The organism is Hahella sp. HN01 (assembly GCF_018986435.1).
Taxonomy (GTDB): Bacteria; Pseudomonadota; Gammaproteobacteria; order Pseudomonadales; family Oleiphilaceae; genus Hahella.
Genome location: NZ_JAHMIN010000064.1, coordinates 1 through 16,804, shown reverse-complemented (window position 1 = coordinate 16,804; position 16,804 = coordinate 1). Strand labels below are relative to the sequence as shown.

The window sequence follows — 16,804 nt, the reverse complement described above, 5'->3', positions numbered from 1 at the left end:
GCTATTTCCTGATAGCTATACCCCTGCTTGCGCAGTCGCACGGCCTGTTTTCTTTTTTCTTCCTGCGCTGCGGCAGGTAATGAGCGAGCGTCTTCTATAATCATATGGGTAGTGTATCATACCTATATCGATGCCAGGTTAATAATAAAAGGGATGTACAGCCTATCTTGAAAGAAGCCTTTGCGCATATCCAATAAGAAGTTTCCTGTCAGTTTCTCTCCTGCCTGCTCTAGAGGCTTTAGCCTCTCATATGGATATTCATATCTATCAAGAATTAGCTCGCCAGACTCTGTAAGCGTAAAGCAGGAAATATAACCGCACGCCAATGCGCTGCTAATGCCTGGGGAGGCGCGAGAGGGACTTGACTGAAAGCTGTAAGAAGAGAAAGGGCTGCCAGTGTGCTCAGATCTTGCGATAATCCTATAGAGGTGCAGATCTCCCAGTTCGATGCTATTGTGCATGTTTTCTATTTTATCTGGTATTTGCGCTGTCATGCTTTAAATCCTGATTCATACTTAAAGGCTCGCTTTATGCTCACATAGAGTACTAGTTTGAGATAGTGTTTATAGCTAATTCACGGTATATAAGGAAGCGAAATGAAGGGCGGTGTAAGAGTTGAGCTTATCAGATTTAAAACTACTGATTTAAGAACATAGTTGATGTTATTTGATATTCAAGATGAAGGGTGTGAGTAATGGATGCTGATTTATATAAGACTCCGGTGAGTGATTGCGATCTAGAGACGTATGAGGCGAAGAAAAGAGGCTTTAATGTTATATGGATATTTGGGGCAAGTTTTTTTGTGTATTTGTTTCTTGCCTATTTTTTAGTCCTTGTTCTATGGAATGTTACTATATCAGTATATTTATTCGAGGTAACTTCGGTTGGCTCATCACTAGGGATTCTTCTGTGGTTGAGGTTTGCGCTCATGGTTAGGCAGGCCAAGTTCCAGCGGCCCTCTTTGATTCATGACTTATTAGATTGTTCCTGTGTAGCGATAATGATAGTTGCATTTTTGTTCCAGGAATGGAAAGTCGCCTTCATAATCTTCTGCGCCTCTGGGGGCTACGTAACACTCGGACTAGCAACGGTATTATACAGTGAGTATGTACGAGGAATTCAGATCCGTACAACTGGTCGTGCTTACTATTTTTTGCGTAAGTAGTGATGAAAAATATATGGTGAAATCAGTATGAGCTGGAGAAAATAGCTCCTACCTCTGACGAGGCATCCTTTCCAGCTCTAGCCTCACGATAATCCTGGACTTTAACGCTTCCATCATCTGTTTTACTCAGTGAATCCCCTTGTCTCTCCATCGATGTAGTCTGTCCCGATTACATAGCTCGGCGCCTTCTCTATTCCGCTGTCTTTTCCGGCGTAAACATCTTCCGGTTGCATGTAGGGCATCTCATATTTGGTAGGGACGCCGATGTTTTCGAACACTTCTCCTTGAGGGGAGGCGTAGACTTCGTTGGATAGTTGGGACTAATCGCTGAAGCGCTTCACAAAATACAGCTCCTTAATGTCTTCCACTTGCTTGAGTTCACTAAGAATGGCCGCTGGCGCGCTGTTGACTAATACCAATGGCGAGTTTTGTGAGAAACTGTTTTACATTACTAATCTGCAACAACATCAAACAAGCCATAGAGTTGATTAGGAGACCCGTAGTGAAAGACATCATCGAAGGCTTTCTGAAGTTCCAGCGCGAAGCATTTCCTGAGCGTAAGGAGTTGTTCAAAGACCTCGCCACTCAGCAGCAGCCGCGTACTCTGTTTATTTCCTGTTCCGACAGCCGTCTGGTTCCGGAACTGGTCACCCAGAGAGAGCCAGGGGATCTCTTCGTCATCCGTAATGCGGGCAACATTGTGCCTCCCTATGGGCCGGAGCCCGGCGGGGTGTCGGCGTCGGTGGAATACGCCGTGGCGGCGTTGCGGGTGGCGGACATTGTCGTGTGTGGGCATTCCAACTGCGGCGCCATGACGGCGGTCGCTACCTGCCAATGCATCGATCACATGCCTGCAGTCGCTCACTGGTTGCGCTATGCGGACTCCGCCAAAGTGGTGAATCAGGCGCGTAAGCACGCCGATGAGCGGGCGAAGATCGAAGATATGGTGCGAGAGAATGTCATCGCCCAGCTGGCGAACTTGCAGACACATCCGTCTGTACGTCTGGCGCTGCAGGAAGGCCGCCTCACCATGCACGGCTGGTTCTACGACATTGAATCCGGCGGCATCGAGGCATACGACGGTTCCAGACATGCCTTCGTGCCGCTGGCGGAACATCCTGAAGCGCGGGCGATTCCTGGGAAGTTGTCGCACGCGGTCTGACTTGATCGCATAATTCTCATGCGGCGTCATCGTAGCTCAGATCCTGGGCTTCGAGACGCCGTATTTTTTAGGTGGAGATTGCCGCTTATGAAGCTCCGCTTGCCTCGGCGTTTTTAAGCTGGATACTAATTCCGGCGAGCTTCCATCCCAGTCCTTCATACACGTAATGCAGCGCAAAGGTAACTCTCGTCGGTTGCGTGGGATAATAACCTTCGATGACCATAAACCCGTTCTCTTTTATCTCAGCTTCGCCATTGAAAATGGGCGAAGACTTGGAGAGGGCCGTCAGCTTGAGATCCAGATTAAAAAACTCTTCGAAGATGTTGTTCATTTCCTCAACAGAAGACTGGCTTTGCCATAGATTGGACGAGCTGCTGTACAACTTCTCCATCGATTTGTCTTCCACCCCTTGGGCGAAAGTAAGTATGGCGGTATTTACCAGTTTGATCTGGTCTTCTTCACTCGGTATATGAGGCGCGGAGCCCTTTTGAAAACCCGCACTGGGAATATACAAAGAGAGTATTTTCCACTCATCTTCCGTCTTGATAAGGGTTAGGTTGACGGAAAGCGCCTGACCGCCTTCTCGCTCAATCTCTCCTTCCAGAAACCCGCGTTTACCGCTAATCCGGCGGGAACTCCAAGTGGCGTCCACGTATTTATCGAAGCCGTTCTGGATGAGGTAGTTTTCGAGATCGGCGCGGCTAGTGTCGGATTTAAAGTCTTCGGAAAGGTAGCTGTAGGCTTGGTCAAAGTTCTTGTTTTTTGTGGCCAAGAAAAATTCGTCAGCAACAGTGACGATATCGCCGGTGAGATAGAATATAGCTGCGAATAACAGAGCGACGAGGCCAATGACGGCGGAAATAATAATCGTCAGCTTGCCCATGTATCCTCCTTTGATTGGGTATGTATAGAATTATGACGCTCGTTGAAAGCGGCAAGCGGGATTATAAAGACCTTTAGTAAATACAGACACGGCATACCGGCCGATTGGCGGTATCCTTGTGTAGAAGGCGGGTGGTTAGCCCTTTTGGCGTGTGACGACTATACGAACTGATGAGGCGGTCTGTAGGGGGCCTTGAATAAGACGGGAAGGCGTCGCCCTGAATAGAGAGACGGCTTCCTGGTCTTGGTGCGGACCCAAAAAGTTAAATCCCCAAGTAATTCCCCACCTCAAACATATCCGGCTGGCCTTCTTCAAAGCCGAAATAACAGACGTCTTCTTGTTCGCCTGTCTTCTCGTCGATGATGCCGATGACGAACTCGCATTTGAGGCGCTTGGCGATTTTATAAAGACCGTCGAGGGGCTCTTTAAGTTGCTTTTTATTGCGGATGCTCAGATTGACGCCGATGCGCCAGTCAGAAGGATCGTCCAAGTCAACGTCTTCGGCGGCTTCCGGTTCGATCTGACGGTTATCGACAAACGTGAGGTCCAGAGCGGATTCTTTTACCCAACTTTCGATTGCTGAAGAAACATCTCCGGCAATGTCTTCCAAGTCTGTTCCATCGACGTAGATGTATAGCAACATGCTTGCTCGCCTCTGATTTCACTGATGCTTTATCTGTAAGAAATAAGATAGCCGAATACGCCCGGCGCGAAATGAAAATGGCGCGCTATCAGGCGTGAAAAAGTTCGGCTATTGATATGGCCGCACATTGTAAGCGTCTGCGGCCTAACTTTCTAACATTCCATGGCTTTCAGGCTTAATGAAGAGGAGTGGAGGAGTTAGAGGCGATTTAATCGCCGGTAATCGCCCAGATTCCATACAACTTATCGCGCTATGTCGCTTACGCATCATTTTTGTTGCGGGTTTTGTGGCGCGACGCCGCATACCACTTTGCCTTTGTATCCTGGCTTTGGGATCACTACAATGCGGCGCGCGACAATAAATGCCGTTTCGAAGCTTATAAGAGCGGCCTTTCCAGTAGCTCTGCGCAAAGCGGACAAGTCAGGGCTAGTGACGAACATCGAACTAATTAAGCTGTGTGGAGAACAATAAAATGAAGATCGGGGTAGTGGGATTCAGCAAGCGCTGGTTTGACCAGCAAGCGGCCAGCGAAATCCTGGAGCGCTCTATCAAGACCTGGGTCGACGGAAAGGATAAGGGTGAGGTGGAAATTGTCAGCGGACTGACTAACGCCGGCGTGCCCAAGCTGGCCTATGAACTGGCGGTGCGCATGGGGCTCACAACGGTGGGGATATCCGCGAGAAGGGCGTTGAAAGTGCGTAGCGGTATATTTCCATGCGATAAGCAGATTCTGGTTGGCCAGGACTTTGGCGATGAATCCGAAGCGTTTATCGATTATATCGATTGCCTGATCAGAGTTGGCGGCGGTCCTCAGAGTCGCAAAGAGGTCGAGCTTTTCAAAGAGCGCAAAGGCTTCACTGCGGAGGAGGCCGGGTCTTATCTGTATGAAGAAGAAGTGGCGTGGTTCGGCAAAGACTGACCTGCGTACGCTAGGTCGAGCCTACGCGCAACTTAACGAATTTTGCAGCCACTCACAAAATACGGCGCGATTGTTATACAGTCGCGCTTATTTTTGGAGTAATATTGAAAACGTTTTCACTGTGTGAAGCTGTCGCAGCCTAGTTGCTGCGTTCCGCATAAAACGACGCTGAGGCCATTGTACCTATTGCGTCGGGCGAACCTGAGGGAGTGAAGGGCGCACTGGCGCAAGGCCTTGTAACTCAATTATGACAATAAGGATATCGCTATGCGTAAAAAGAGGTTTTTCACGTCGTCATTCGCCGCCTTGTGTCTGCTCAGCGCGGCTGTACAAGGGCAACCCCTGTCAGCCCATGAGGAGTATCTGCAATTCGCCCAAAACGAGAATGGAGAAATCCATCTCGATGACGGGCGCACCTTGTTTTACACCGTCAAGTCGCGCTCTAAGGTCAATGGAGTCGAGGTCATTCGCGCACAGGTGGATGATCCTGCTCTGGCGGAATTCATGGACTACAGCAGTTTTATCGTCACGTTGGATCACGACAAGCAGGAAATGTCGGGCTATTTGGAAACGGGTTCTGGTCAATTTCGTCTGCAGTCGTCTTCAGACGGAAATGAAAACGTTTTCTGGCGAAAAATTAAGCCGCCGAAAATGGACGATCGTATTCTGAAGAATCCAGATACGAGCTTTATGGGGCGATTCAATCAAGAGGCGGCAGGAGAGAAAGACGCCTCGGGACGTTATGTCATTGACGTATTCATCGGATTCTCCGAGCAGGCGGCGCAGGACGTCGGCAATATCAACACCGAAGCGCAAATATACGTGGAGTCGGTGAATGAAGCGCTCAATAACAGCCAGATAGAAGGGGTATACCTGCGCCTGGTGGGAGTCGGCGTGTCGCCGCAAAACCCCGGTGTGGTGACTTCCGTGCTACGGGACGGCAAAGAGTGGTTCAAGGACGATATTGAGCGTTACGCGCCGGATCTTATTGGTTTGGTGCAACGGCCGACGGATGCGCCTGGAAGCGCAGGAGGTTGGGGTAATGTGCCGGGAGACATTGTGGTGATTGGCGCACCCTGGCCTGGCGCCTACCGTCATGAAGTGGGCCACAATGTCGGTGGGATGCACTGCAAATCCGAGGGTGACACGGGTTATAACTACGGTTTTAGCGTCAGACAGGGAAGAGGGACGGCGCAATGCGGCAATGACCTGAGCTATTACTCATCTCCGTTGATTATGGATGACGAAGGCAACGTGCTTGGGACGACGCACTCACAGGATATGGCGCGCTTGTGGCGCGAACGTTCCGCAGCGATGTCCGCCAATCGAATCCATAAAGTACCGTTCCCGGGCGAGACCGGTGGCCGCTATCGAATGCAGAACTATTGGCGCGCCGATCAGTTTTTGCATATGGAAAACGGCGGACTGGAAAGTGGCGCTATTGAACAAGGCTGGTGGAGCGCCCAATGGGATATCAAAGCGGTTGGCCAGGACGATTATGTGCGAATCTGTAACCGCTGGCGCGCGCAGGCCTGCATGAATGTTGAAGATGGCGGCTTGCAGGCGGGCGCCATTGAGAGCGGCTGGCATAGCGCGCAATGGAAGCTGGAGCCGGTGGAAGGGCAGCCTGACCTGGTGCGCATCCGCAACCGCTGGAAACCGGACCAGTATCTGCATATTGAAAACGGAACGCCCGAGGCGGGGCCGGTTCAACCTGGCTGGTTCAGCGCGCGCTGGAAACTGACCTCTACTGATTAATTTATACAACGCCGTTCGCTTCGGTGGACGGCGTTTTTACTTGGCCCCTCATTGCGCGGAAGCGTCGCTTGCGTTAATTTGCTTCGTCTCGCGAGCCATCTTCGCCAAAAATCTGTAACGGAAAATGAGTTGTCCGCTGTCGCGGTCATCCGTCAGACTGCGTTTATGGAGATGATTGTGAGCGCCGCAAAATAATTGACGACGGGCCTGTACAAACGTGGAAGTGATTAAGTTTTATAGCGTAAACGATGAATTTGGAGAGTTTTCCAATTTCGCCCAATATCCGATCAAGCTCAAAGGAAAAGTGTGGCCCAGCAGCGAGCATTATTTTCAGGCCATGAAATTCGAGGAAGAAAAGGACCGCAGCGATATTCGCAAAGCCAAGTCTCCGCTGGAAGCCGCGCGTAAAGGTCGTGATCGCAAAAGAAAGCTGCGCAACGATTGGGAAACCGTCAAACTCAATATCATGCGTGAGGCCATTCTCGCCAAATTCACCCAACACGAAGCCCTGCGCGAACGCCTGCTCAGCACCGGTTCCGCCAAAATCGTCGAACACACGGACAACGACGACTACTGGGGCGACGGCGGCGACGGCAGCGGCCAGAACATGCTGGGCCGCATCCTGGAAGAGGTGAGAGCGCAGCTCAGCGAAGATTGAGTTGCTCTTTTCGTAAGTCTTAATGACGGCTTACTCTGATCGTCATGAATTAATGGACTCTCGCTCTTACGTTTTCACCTTTGCAGTCAAGGAAATGAGATGAAGCAGACACAGCAGTCTCCAGATAGTGCGACGCCTTTTTTGGTGATGGCGGCGTTGTCGGCGGTGTTTATGGGGACGATTGGCGTTATCGCCAAATACGCGCAATTGGGCGCGGAAACCGTGACTTTTTATCGTTTGTTTTTTGGCGCGGCGATGATGCTGGGGTATCTGCTGGTTATCCGTAAGGCGAATCTGCTGTGGTGCTGGCCTTCCTGGCGGGTGCTGATCAACGGCGGTTTTCTGGCGGGATTTATAGTGTTTTATATCCAGGCCATGGAGCACACCAGCATGGCCAATGCGATTATGACCATCTATCTGGCGCCAGTGGTCGCTTCTGTTTTCGCGCATCTGTTCTTGTCGGAGAAACTCAGCGCCAGCGCGATAGGTCTGATCCTTACCGCGCTTTTCGGCTTTGCGATGATGATGGAGTTTCGTCTTGAGTTCGGCGGTTCCCAGGACGCTTTGGGCATGTCCTACGCCGGGCTGGCCATGCTGTGCTATGCGGGCTTTATTATTATCAACCGCGCCACGCCTGCGCATGTGCATGTTTACGCAAGAAGCTGGTATCAAATGCTGATCGGCGCGCTGTGTATGGCTCCATTGATGCTGCAGCAACAGGAAGTGATTGCGCCAGCGCAGTGGGGCTGGTTGCTGGCGGCGGGCCTTGTGCCTGGCTTTCTCGCTATCCTGTTTGCAGTGATCGCACTGCGTGAGCTGCCTTCCGCCACCTTCGGCACGCTGGCCTATTTAGAGCCCATCGCTGTAGTGACATTCGGCTGGGCATTGTTTGATCAGGCGTTGAGCCCTTTGCAGATGGCCGGCTGTGGTCTGATCATGTGCTCCGGCGTCGCGCAGGCGGTTCTGACGCAACGACGGAGCGCGGCTACATCGGGGCAAGCCTGTTCCGTCGCTCAGAACTGATGGGACTAACGGTTTTTAGCGTATTCCGTTAATTGATCTAAAAACGTTGTTTCATCTCTAATGCCGACCCGGTTACCGTCCGGGTCCTGGATATTGATGACTGACCCCCAGGCGTATCGCTCAATCTCCGCCGTTATGCCAAAGGCGCGTACTTCTTCCAACGCTTGTTCCAGATTGCTCACATTGAACCTTAGTTTAGTGGAGCGCTGGTGTATCAGGTTTTCCGGGGTTCCGGCGTAAGCGCTGCCCCCGGTCTCCACTAATAAGTAAGCGCCGCCGTAGCGAAAACAGGTCATTTGGAAGTCGCCGCGTTGTTCTTGAAATTGGATTTCGAGGTTAAACAGATCCCGATAGAAAACCACGCAGGCGTCGTAGTTTTCCGTGTTCAAAATGATTCCTGTTCTGGCTATATCCATAATGATTGGGCTCCAATAGCAGTTTGGTAAAACATGTGTCGTTTTAAATGCTAGGTTGCCGATTCTACAAGACGGCTCGACCAGGAACATTAACATGCTCACTACGCTCTCCATCAATAACTACCGTTCCATACTGCAGCTGACGATGCCATTGGGGTCGCTGAATGTGATTACCGGGCCTAACGGCAGCGGCAAGTCTAACTTGTATCGGGCGTTGCGATTGCTGGCGGAGACGGCGCAAGGCGGGGTGGTTAATTCTTTGGCCGGAGAGGGCGGACTGGGCTCCACGTTCTGGGCTGGGCCGGAGAAAATCACTCGTCGTATGCGGACTGGCGAGATACCGGTGCAGGGCGGCCCACGTCGCGATGCGGTGCGCTTGCGGCTCGGCTTTTCCAGTGAGGATTTCGGCTACGCTATATCGCTCGGGTTGCCCAAACCCTCTCCGTCAGCATTCGCCTTGGACCCGGAGATCAAACGAGAGTGCATTTGGGCAGGGCCGTTTTATCGTCCCGCCGGGCTGCTGGTGGACCGGGACGGGCCGATGGTGAGAGTCCGCGACGGGCGCAGTTGGAACGTGGCGGCGCAGAATCTCAGCCTTTTCACCAGTATGTTCGATCAGCTGGCCGACCCTGGCGCTGCGCCGGAGGTTTTCCGGGTGCGTGAGACAATTCGCAACTGGCGCTTCTATGATCACTTCCGTACTGACCGCGATGCGCCTGCTCGTAAACCTCAGTTGGGCACACGCACGCCGGTGTTGCATCATGATGGGCGCGATCTGGCGGCGGCGGTGCAGACCATTCGTGAAATCGGCGACAGCGAAGCGCTTGATGAGGCCATCAGCGACGCCTTTCCCGGCGCCAGACTGGATGTAAGACTACACGAAGACGGCCGCTTCTCGTTGATGTTTTATCAGGAAGGACTACTCAGGCCTCTGACCGGCGCCGAGCTATCCGACGGAACCTTACGCTATATCCTATGGGTGGCTGCGCTATTGACCCCGCGTCCACCATCACTGATGGTGCTGAACGAACCGGAAACCAGCCTGCATCCTGACTTATTGCCAGCATTGGCGCGTTTGATTTTACGCGCCTCTGAGCATTCCCAGGTCTGGGTGGTGTCTCACGCCTCCCGTCTCGTCGCCGCTCTTAATGAACACCCGGAATGCAATGCAGTACAACTGGAAAAGCCCCTGGGCCAGACAGAAATCATCGGACAAGGTATTCTGGACACCCCGGCCTGGCATTGGGCGGATAAGTAGAGACGGTCTTGTCAGGAGGGGGGGCGTGTCGATAGCATAAAAGCCGCTGTGAAGCGGCTCAGGCTTATTTCCTCACATTTGAAATGTGACTTTTTCCACTGTGCTTTTTCTTCGGCGGCGTTAATTTGGAAATAACGACGGAGTTTCCTGTCGCACCAATAACAAGCGCTCACAATGAAACGGTGGAGAGTCATCATGGGACAACCCTGGGAAGATCGATTATTACAGGTGGATATGCGGCGTGTGGATTATCCCAGCGCACTGTGGTCGCCGGCGGCGAATTTCAGAATACCGCCGGGGCGGCGCAATATTCGCTACGTCATTATTCATATCACTGGCGGGCCTGCTTTGACGGAGCGCAACGCCTTGAACACCTTTCGGGCGGGCCCCGCCAGCGCCCACTATGTTGTCAATCGGGAAGGGCGTGTGGTGCAGACCGTGAGAGAGGCGCACATCGCCAACCATGTCGATAATATCCATTCCCAAACCAATCGCGAGAGTATTGGCATTGAGCATGTGAATCCCTGGGACCCGAATCCAAGGACTTATCCCACGGATGCGCAATACATGGCGTCCGCGCGACTGGTGGCTTGGTTATGTCATCGCTATGGCATTCCCGTGCGTCATGAAACCGCGCCGCACACCGCTGGTATTCGAGGTCATATCGAGGAAGCGCCCCATTCCGGTCATCGTACCTGTCCTAATCCTGCTTGGAATTGGGATTTGTATATCGATCTGGTGCGCAGTATTCGTGTAGAAACCTTCGACGAAATGATTGGTGCTTTGGCGCGCTAAACGCTCAGATATTCACTTCATTGCAAGCCTTTCCCCAAAGCGCTTGGCGTCGCCTTTACGTTTATAGGCCGACGTCGGGCGCCTTGGCGGTTGTTAAACCCGCCATAAGCCGTCAGTATAAATATTCGACCCACTTGCAGAGTATTTCCGACTCTATTCTTCCAATGGACGAGGAGGTCGCCGATGTCTCTTTCCTATAAGGCGTTGTTTCTTGATCTCAGCGGTGTGATTTATGAGGGAAGTCAGGCCATACCAGGAGCCGTCTCCGCCGTAGAGAGGGCAAGGGATAAAGGCCTGACGCTGAGGTTTGTCACCAACACCGCCAGCCAGTCGTCTCGCGATTTGCTGCAACGTCTGAGAAGCATGGGCCTCAGCTTGCAGGACTCAGAGTTATTCACCGCGCCCCTGGCCGCCAAAGCGTATATCCTCGAACACAAACTGCGGCCACTGTGCATTATCAACGACGCGGTGAAAGAAGATCTGGCGGATCTGGATCGCCATGACCCCAATTGCGTGTTGCTGGGGGATGCTCGCGACGGCTTGAACTACCCTAATCTGAATCGCGCATTTCGTCTGTGTCGGGCGGGCGCGCCTTTGATCGGCATTGGCATGAATAAATATTTTAAAGATGATGAAGGCCTGATGCTGGATGCGGGGCCTTTTATCCGCGCACTGGAGTGGGCGGCGGACACCACGGCAGTAATCATGGGCAAACCCAGCCGGGAATTTTTTGATCAGGTGCGCGCCACAACCGGTTTCTCTCCAGAGCAGTGCCTGATGGTGGGGGACGATGTTGGCGGCGATGTAGAGGGGGCAATGAACGCTGGCCTGCAAGCCTGTCTGGTGCGCACCGGCAAATACCTCCCTGAAGATGAGCGGCGCTTGCCTGCCGGCGCTCAGGTGGCGGACAGCCTGGCGAAACTGTTTTAGCGCGAGGCTGTGCTAATATCAAAACACGGATATTGTCCCTACCAATAACGGCAATCACGCCGAATAAGACGAATAATTATGGCGACGGTCACTTTCACTAATAACCTCAAACGTTACCTGTCTTGTCCGCCGCAGGCTGTTCCGGCGGGGACGGTGGCGGAAGCGCTGCAGCGGGTCTTTGCGGATAACGCGCGTCTGGCGGGGTATATTCTCGATGATCAGGACCGATTGCGTAAAAACATAGCGATTTTTGTGGATGGACAGATGGTCCAGGACCGACTTCATCTGACCGACGCGTTACAGCCAGATTCCGAAGTACACGTGCTGCAGGCGCTCTCCGGCGGATGACGGCGGCCCCAATCCTTCAATCTGATGGGAGCGGCGGCGATGAATCAAAAACTACGTATAGGAACGCGTAAAGGCTTGTTTGTCTACGAGCGTACGGGAAAGGGGCAATGGCGCTGCGGGGTGCCGGATTTTCTGGGCGACCCGGTGTCCATGGTTTTGCGGGACCCGCGTAACGGCAATAAGTACACGGCGCTTAATCTGGGTCACTTTGGCGTGAAGTTGCACAGAGCGGAGTCCGGCTCGCGTGAGTGGACGGAAATTGACGCCCCTAAATTTCCCAAAAGTGGCGATGAAGACGGTCCGGCGGTGGACCTGATCTGGGAGCTGGTTCCCGGCGGCGCGGATCAACCGGATACATTATGGGCGGGGACCATTCCCGGTGGTTTGTTCAAATCCACGGACCGGGGCGAAAGCTGGACGCTGATTGAGCCGCTCTGGAATCGGCCGGAACGCGCGAACTGGTTCGGCGGCGGTTATGACAAGCCTGGCATTCACTCTATCTGTGTGCATCCCAATAACACCCGTTGCGTCCGGCTGGCGATCTCCTGCGGCGGCGTATGGGAAAGTCAGGACGCTGGCGACACTTGGACCCAGACCGGGCAGGGGCTGCGCGCCGCCTTTCTGCCGCCGGATCAAGCCTACAATCCGGTGTCTCAGGACCCTCATCGCATGGTTAGTTGTCCCGCATCGCCGGATCATATGTGGATTCAGCACCACAACGGCATCTTTCGTTCCGATGACGGCGGGCATCGCTGGACGGAGATCACGGATGTTCCTCCCTCTGTGTTCGGTTTCGCAGTAGCCGTGCATCCCCAGGACCCAAACACGGCCTGGTTTGCTCCGGCGATTAAAGATGAACGCCGCGTCCCTGTAGATGGCAAATTAATCATCAACCGCACGCGGGACGGCGGCAAAAGTTTCACGGCGCTCAGCAATGGGCTGCCGCAAGGTCCGGCTTATGATCTGACCTATCGTCATTCATTAGATGTAGACGATAGCGGCGACATACTGGCGTTTGGCTCCACCACGGGCGGACTGTGGGTGAGTGAAGATCAGGGGGACCATTGGCAGTGCCTGAGCGAACATCTGCCGCCGATTTATGTCGTACGCTTCGACAAGCATTTTTAGTCCAGTCGCAGCGACCCCTAATTAAAGCGCAGGTGGAGATGGGAGCGGATCAATAGCGGGGCATGTCTGGGTCGACTTTGGCCGCCCAGGCGAGAATGCCTCCGCTTAAGTTATAGACCCGTTTGAAATCAGCATCGCTGAATAGCGCGCGGGCGCTGGCGGAGCGTCCGCCAGACTTGCAGTAGAACACCAGTGTTTGCTCTTTGTTGAACTCGTTTATTCGCGCCGGCAGGGTTTGCAGTGGAATATGCAGGCTGCCGGCGATGGCGCAAATCTCCCGCTCGTAAGGCTCCCGCACGTCAATCAGCGTCAAATTCTCCCCCTGTTGCAGTCGCGCATGCAGCGCTTCTGGACTGATATCGCTTTCCTGCGTCAGGTTTTTGGGGGCGCCGCAAAAGGCGTCGTAATCGATCAGCGCTTTGATGCTGGGACGGTCTCCGCAGACGGGACACTGAGGATCTCTTCGCAGCCGCAATTCTTCAAAGCTCATACTTAGTGCGTTGTATTGCAACAGGCGGCCGCTCAAGGTGTCGCCTATGCCGGTGAGGATCTTGATTGCCTCCGTCGCCTGTATGCTCGCGATCATGGCGGGCAATACACCCAGTACGCCGCCCTCCGCGCAGGAGGGAACCATGCCCGGCGGAGGCGGTTCTGGAAACAGGCAGCGATAGCAAGGGCCGCCATCATGATGAAACACGCTGGCCTGTCCTTCGAACTGAAAGATGCTGCCATACACATTGGGTTTTCCGGTGAGCACGCAGGCATCGTTGGTCAGGTAACGAGTGGGGAAGTTGTCTGTGCCGTCGATCACCAAGTCATAGTCATTGATCAGCGCGAGGGCGTTTTCTGAGGACAGCGTCATCGCGTAGGGGCGTGCGTCTACGTGAGGGTTCAGCGCGCTTAAACGAGCGGCGGCGCGCTCGGCTTTGGAGTGACCAATATCATTCACGGTATACAGAACCTGCCGCTGCAGATTGCTTTCCTCCACCACATCGCCATCCACAATCCCCAAAACACCCACACCCGCCGCCGCTAAATACAATCCAAGGGGAGACCCCAATCCGCCTGCGCCCACGATCAACACACGCGAAGCCCGCAGTCTCTCCTGACCTGAGCGTCCAAACTCCGGCAGGCTCAGGTGACGGCTATAGCGGCTGAGTTCAGCTGAAGTAAGCACGGTATGTCCTCCATAGTGTTTAAGGCAGTGACGTTAGATGTGCTCCGTTTATTCTAGGCGCGGGGTGGGAACTAAACCAATGAAGCGAAGAGGATTTGTTTTTTTCAGGAAGGCAATAAGTGAGCAATGCTCAGGTGTCATATTTCTGATACAAAATAATCAGCTTGTTGCGCGAGCCATTTCGTGGTTAGGCTTATGTCTTTCAATAACAAAGAGAAAGTGAGGTATCTTGTGGTAAGTAAAAGGAAGTTTGTTGCGCTGTCATTATGTTTAAGCGCCGGTTCGGCGTGCGCGGGGGATTTCATGCTCGGCGTTGGCGCAGCAGCCTGGAAATCGGAGTACGAAGGCGTCAGCGGCTCAGATGAGCTGGCGGTCTATCCGGCGATTTCATACGAAGGAGATCGTTTCAGCATCAGCGGAACTGAGGCTGATTATCGCGTATTGGGCGATGGCGACAGTGGTTTGAGCGCTTACATCAGCCTGGGAATGGGAGACGGCGGATATGATGCGTCAGACTCCGTCGTCTTTGCCGGAATGGACGATAGAGACGCCAGTATCGACTTGGGCGTGGGAGTGGAGTACGCATTCGATCAGGGCTCGTTGAACGCCGCCATCGCCCACGATGTATCCGGCGCTTATAAAGGACTGGTCGCCAGCGCCAGTTTCTCCGCGCCGCAAAAGTTAAGCGAGACGCTCTATCTGACGCCTTCAGCAGGCTTTTACTATCGCAGCAGTGATTACGTAGACTACTACTATGGCGTTCTTGATAGCGAAGCCACTTCCGACCGCAGCGCCTATGAAGGCGATGACACGCTGACGCCTTTTGTCGGCTATGAGCTATTCACTGCATTGTCGGAACACTGGCGTATCTCTCACTCAGCGGAAGTGCGCTGGCTGGGAGACGAAATCACGGATTCGCCGTTGGTGGATCGAAGCACGGTATGGAGCGCCGCGTTAAACTTCCTGTACTTGTTCTGAGCAAACCATGCTCAGGTCACCCATCAGGCAGGGGCCAGATACGCCTTAGGGCTTGGCCTCTTCGCCTCATCCGTCGGTCAATCTTGCCTATTAATTCTGCGGTTATTTGAAAAAGTGAACTACCTTCCTGATTTTGAAGAAAAATAACAGGTAATCGCTTTTCAAATTTTGATGAAATTGGCAGAATCACTCGTAACAAGGAACCTTCCCGCTGGCATGGAGCACGCTAATTCGTCGCCCTGTTGAGAAAGCTCGGAAGCCTTTCGAAACTATTGCTCACAAGGAGACGTTATTCATGGAGAAGACTGTTTGTTTTATAAGCGGTCATCTTGATCTTACCCCACAGGAATTCGAGCAACGCTACGCTCCCGCCATTGACCAGGCATTGGAAAGCCAAGCCGGTTTTGTTGTCGGAGACGCCCGCGGCGCAGACAAACTGGCGCAAGACTACCTTTTCGGAAAGTCCAACGCGGTCACTGTCTATCACATGTTCGACACCCCCAGAGACAACCCTGGATTTCCCTCCCAAAGCGGCTTCACCTCCGATAACCAACGAGATAAACAGATGACCGCACACTCTACCTGCGACATCGCCTGGGTCAGGCCAGGGAGGGAGAAGTCTGGGACGGCTAGGAATTTGGCGCGTAGGTAATGCAGGTTATAAGCCCTAGCTGGTTTTCACGCGGTGTGATGATTGTATTGGTATCTTAGAATGGCTTGAGGCCTAAGTGTGATGCATCTGCCTAAAATGCAATTGTATTAACTGAATATTTGAAAGTGACGTGTTGGCAATGAACTATGTAATAGAAGATCTTACAGCACAAAATTGCCTGAAGGTGCAAGATACTATTTTAACACATCGGGGTAGTTCCAAAGTCGGGAAAGCGATGACACGAGGCTCTTTGCCAAGACTCCCTTATATATATCCCACTCCACTTGGTGAGATAAACGAAGGCGACTATTGGGTTATAGATAGAGAAAGTGATTCCTGGCTTGTCCAATTGGATTCTGGGATGCCGGAAATAACCATTTTTGTACTGTTTCTTGGCGGTATTTTATATGAGGTGAACAGTCTTTATCGAAATGCTTCAACTTTGGAGTCTTTAACCTATATAGAAGATCCTGAGCAAAGAGAGCGGGTGGAGGCGGTGGTAATAAACGCTCTTGACGGGCTGGGTAGAACGATGAGTTTTATAGAGGGTTAGTAACTATTTTGTTTTGGGAAAGGATATAGGGAAACCGCGCCATGCGGTGGCAAGTTGACTCATAGGCTAGGTTGCCGTTCCCAATTATGGCAATGGTTTTTGACAAAAATAAAGATCAGTTTAAGTGTGAGTGGCAGGCTCAGAAGGAATTTGTTTAAAACTTTTGTATCGATAACTTTTTTGTGCTGCGTTGTGTACTTCATTGCTAGGGAACCTCTGAATAACTCCCAGAATCAGTCATAATACGGCAGTCCAACTCAGCAGGAACACTTTTCATGGATCAGATGACTTTCTCCGAAGCCGAATACCAGAATAAAAAGCGTAAGACCCGCCGGGAAATCTTTCTGGAGCGGATGGA

18 protein-coding genes are annotated in these 16,804 nt (G+C 52.6%); 13 read left to right on the top strand and 5 right to left on the bottom strand.

From position 1 onward, the window contains the following. Positions 1 to 122: 122 nt before the first annotated feature. On the bottom strand, positions 123 to 494 hold the full coding sequence (locus KP814_RS30945) for a hypothetical protein (protein ID WP_216740407.1): 372 nt from the start codon (positions 492 to 494) through the stop codon (positions 123 to 125). A gap of 1,173 nt (positions 495 to 1,667) precedes the next feature. On the opposite strand from KP814_RS30945, the gene KP814_RS30940 reads away from it, so the two are divergent. Then, complete coding sequence (locus KP814_RS30940; RefSeq protein WP_127971732.1) at positions 1,668 to 2,327, top strand: carbonic anhydrase; 660 nt, start codon at positions 1,668 to 1,670, stop codon at positions 2,325 to 2,327. Between the two features lie 85 nt (positions 2,328 to 2,412). Here the strand turns inward: KP814_RS30940 and KP814_RS30935 are convergent, their stop codons facing one another. Together KP814_RS30935 and KP814_RS30930 are read right to left on the bottom strand one after the other, a co-directional pair. Further along, positions 2,413 to 3,210 carry a hypothetical protein gene (locus KP814_RS30935; RefSeq protein WP_216740406.1) on the bottom strand — a complete coding sequence of 266 codons (798 nt, stop codon included), beginning with the start codon at positions 3,208 to 3,210 and terminating at the stop codon, positions 2,413 to 2,415. Positions 3,211 to 3,472: 262 nt separating this feature from the next. Next, a complete protein-coding gene (locus tag KP814_RS30930; RefSeq protein ID WP_216740405.1) occupies positions 3,473 to 3,853 on the bottom strand; it encodes a hypothetical protein in 381 nt (126 codons plus the stop codon). Positions 3,854 to 4,325: 472 nt separating this feature from the next. On the opposite strand from KP814_RS30930, the gene KP814_RS30925 reads away from it, so the two are divergent. From KP814_RS30925 to KP814_RS30910, 4 genes are all read left to right on the top strand, one after another. Next, positions 4,326 to 4,772, top strand: coding sequence for a hypothetical protein (locus tag KP814_RS30925; protein ID WP_216740404.1), 447 nt, complete (start codon positions 4,326 to 4,328; stop codon positions 4,770 to 4,772). Between the two features lie 267 nt (positions 4,773 to 5,039). Further along, positions 5,040 to 6,530: a hypothetical protein gene (locus KP814_RS30920; protein WP_216740403.1), complete on the top strand. Its 1,491-nt coding sequence runs from the start codon at positions 5,040 to 5,042 to the stop codon at positions 6,528 to 6,530. Positions 6,531 to 6,747: 217 nt separating this feature from the next. Further along, positions 6,748 to 7,188 (top strand): NADAR family protein, encoded by a 441-nt coding sequence (locus tag KP814_RS30915; RefSeq protein ID WP_216740402.1) that lies wholly within the window; start codon positions 6,748 to 6,750, stop codon positions 7,186 to 7,188. 99 nt (positions 7,189 to 7,287) lie between these two features. Further along, positions 7,288 to 8,211, top strand: coding sequence for a DMT family transporter (locus tag KP814_RS30910; RefSeq protein ID WP_216740401.1), 924 nt, complete (start codon positions 7,288 to 7,290; stop codon positions 8,209 to 8,211). 5 nt (positions 8,212 to 8,216) lie between these two features. Here the strand turns inward: KP814_RS30910 and KP814_RS30905 are convergent, their stop codons facing one another. Next, the gene (locus KP814_RS30905; protein WP_216740400.1) at positions 8,217 to 8,627 is read right to left on the bottom strand and encodes a VOC family protein; all 411 of its coding nucleotides are present in this window, start codon (positions 8,625 to 8,627) and stop codon (positions 8,217 to 8,219) included. A gap of 94 nt (positions 8,628 to 8,721) precedes the next feature. Between KP814_RS30905 and KP814_RS30900 the strand changes: the two genes are divergently transcribed. From KP814_RS30900 to KP814_RS30880, 5 genes are all read left to right on the top strand, one after another. Next, a complete protein-coding gene (locus KP814_RS30900) occupies positions 8,722 to 9,885 on the top strand; it encodes an AAA family ATPase (RefSeq protein WP_216740399.1) in 1,164 nt (387 codons plus the stop codon). Between the two features lie 174 nt (positions 9,886 to 10,059). After that, positions 10,060 to 10,680 (top strand): N-acetylmuramoyl-L-alanine amidase, encoded by a 621-nt coding sequence (locus KP814_RS30895; RefSeq protein WP_216740398.1) that lies wholly within the window; start codon positions 10,060 to 10,062, stop codon positions 10,678 to 10,680. Between the two features lie 183 nt (positions 10,681 to 10,863). Then, complete coding sequence (locus tag KP814_RS30890) at positions 10,864 to 11,610, top strand: TIGR01458 family HAD-type hydrolase (protein WP_216740397.1); 747 nt, start codon at positions 10,864 to 10,866, stop codon at positions 11,608 to 11,610. Positions 11,611 to 11,688: 78 nt separating this feature from the next. After that, entirely contained in the window at positions 11,689 to 11,958 is a 270-nt protein-coding gene (locus tag KP814_RS30885) for a MoaD/ThiS family protein (RefSeq protein WP_216740396.1), read from the top strand. A 39-nt stretch (positions 11,959 to 11,997) separates the two neighbouring features. Continuing rightward, on the top strand, positions 11,998 to 13,086 hold the full coding sequence (locus KP814_RS30880; protein WP_216740395.1) for an exo-alpha-sialidase: 1,089 nt from the start codon (positions 11,998 to 12,000) through the stop codon (positions 13,084 to 13,086). 49 nt (positions 13,087 to 13,135) lie between these two features. On the opposite strand, the gene moeB is transcribed toward KP814_RS30880, so the two are convergent. Next, the gene (gene moeB, locus KP814_RS33550) at positions 13,136 to 14,263 is read right to left on the bottom strand and encodes a molybdopterin-synthase adenylyltransferase MoeB (RefSeq protein WP_216740394.1); all 1,128 of its coding nucleotides are present in this window, start codon (positions 14,261 to 14,263) and stop codon (positions 13,136 to 13,138) included. 303 nt (positions 14,264 to 14,566) lie between these two features. Between moeB and KP814_RS30870 the strand changes: the two genes are divergently transcribed. The 3 genes from KP814_RS30870 to KP814_RS30860 all read left to right on the top strand — a co-directional run bounded on the left by KP814_RS30870 (position 14,567) and on the right by KP814_RS30860 (position 16,446). Further along, positions 14,567 to 15,241 (top strand): MipA/OmpV family protein, encoded by a 675-nt coding sequence (locus KP814_RS30870; protein WP_216740393.1) that lies wholly within the window; start codon positions 14,567 to 14,569, stop codon positions 15,239 to 15,241. Between the two features lie 295 nt (positions 15,242 to 15,536). After that, positions 15,537 to 15,893: a hypothetical protein gene (locus tag KP814_RS30865; RefSeq protein WP_216740392.1), complete on the top strand. Its 357-nt coding sequence runs from the start codon at positions 15,537 to 15,539 to the stop codon at positions 15,891 to 15,893. A gap of 139 nt (positions 15,894 to 16,032) precedes the next feature. Then, on the top strand, positions 16,033 to 16,446 hold the full coding sequence (locus tag KP814_RS30860; RefSeq protein WP_216740391.1) for a hypothetical protein: 414 nt from the start codon (positions 16,033 to 16,035) through the stop codon (positions 16,444 to 16,446). Positions 16,447 to 16,804: the final 358 nt, after the last annotated feature.

Bases quoted from the DNA above. Each gene is read 5' to 3' on its own strand.
- KP814_RS30945 (WP_216740407.1), bottom strand. From the start codon at position 494: ATGACAGCGCAAATACCAGATAAAATAGAAAACATGCACAATAGCATC.
- KP814_RS30935 (WP_216740406.1), bottom strand. From the start codon at position 3,210: ATGGGCAAGCTGACGATTATTATTTCCGCCGTCATTGGCCTCGTCGCT.
- KP814_RS30930 (WP_216740405.1), bottom strand. From the start codon at position 3,853: ATGTTGCTATACATCTACGTCGATGGAACAGACTTGGAAGACATTGCC.
- KP814_RS30925 (WP_216740404.1), top strand. From the start codon at position 4,326: ATGAAGATCGGGGTAGTGGGATTCAGCAAGCGCTGGTTTGACCAGCAA.
- KP814_RS30920 (WP_216740403.1), top strand. From the start codon at position 5,040: ATGCGTAAAAAGAGGTTTTTCACGTCGTCATTCGCCGCCTTGTGTCTG.
- KP814_RS30910 (WP_216740401.1), top strand. From the start codon at position 7,288: ATGAAGCAGACACAGCAGTCTCCAGATAGTGCGACGCCTTTTTTGGTG.
- KP814_RS30905 (WP_216740400.1), bottom strand. From the start codon at position 8,627: ATGGATATAGCCAGAACAGGAATCATTTTGAACACGGAAAACTACGAC.
- KP814_RS30900 (WP_216740399.1), top strand. From the start codon at position 8,722: ATGCTCACTACGCTCTCCATCAATAACTACCGTTCCATACTGCAGCTG.
- KP814_RS30895 (WP_216740398.1), top strand. From the start codon at position 10,060: ATGAAACGGTGGAGAGTCATCATGGGACAACCCTGGGAAGATCGATTA.
- KP814_RS30890 (WP_216740397.1), top strand. From the start codon at position 10,864: ATGTCTCTTTCCTATAAGGCGTTGTTTCTTGATCTCAGCGGTGTGATT.
- KP814_RS30885 (WP_216740396.1), top strand. From the start codon at position 11,689: ATGGCGACGGTCACTTTCACTAATAACCTCAAACGTTACCTGTCTTGT.
- KP814_RS30880 (WP_216740395.1), top strand. From the start codon at position 11,998: ATGAATCAAAAACTACGTATAGGAACGCGTAAAGGCTTGTTTGTCTAC.
- KP814_RS30870 (WP_216740393.1), top strand. From the start codon at position 14,567: ATGCTCGGCGTTGGCGCAGCAGCCTGGAAATCGGAGTACGAAGGCGTC.
- KP814_RS30865 (WP_216740392.1), top strand. From the start codon at position 15,537: ATGGAGAAGACTGTTTGTTTTATAAGCGGTCATCTTGATCTTACCCCA.
- KP814_RS30860 (WP_216740391.1), top strand. From the start codon at position 16,033: ATGAACTATGTAATAGAAGATCTTACAGCACAAAATTGCCTGAAGGTG.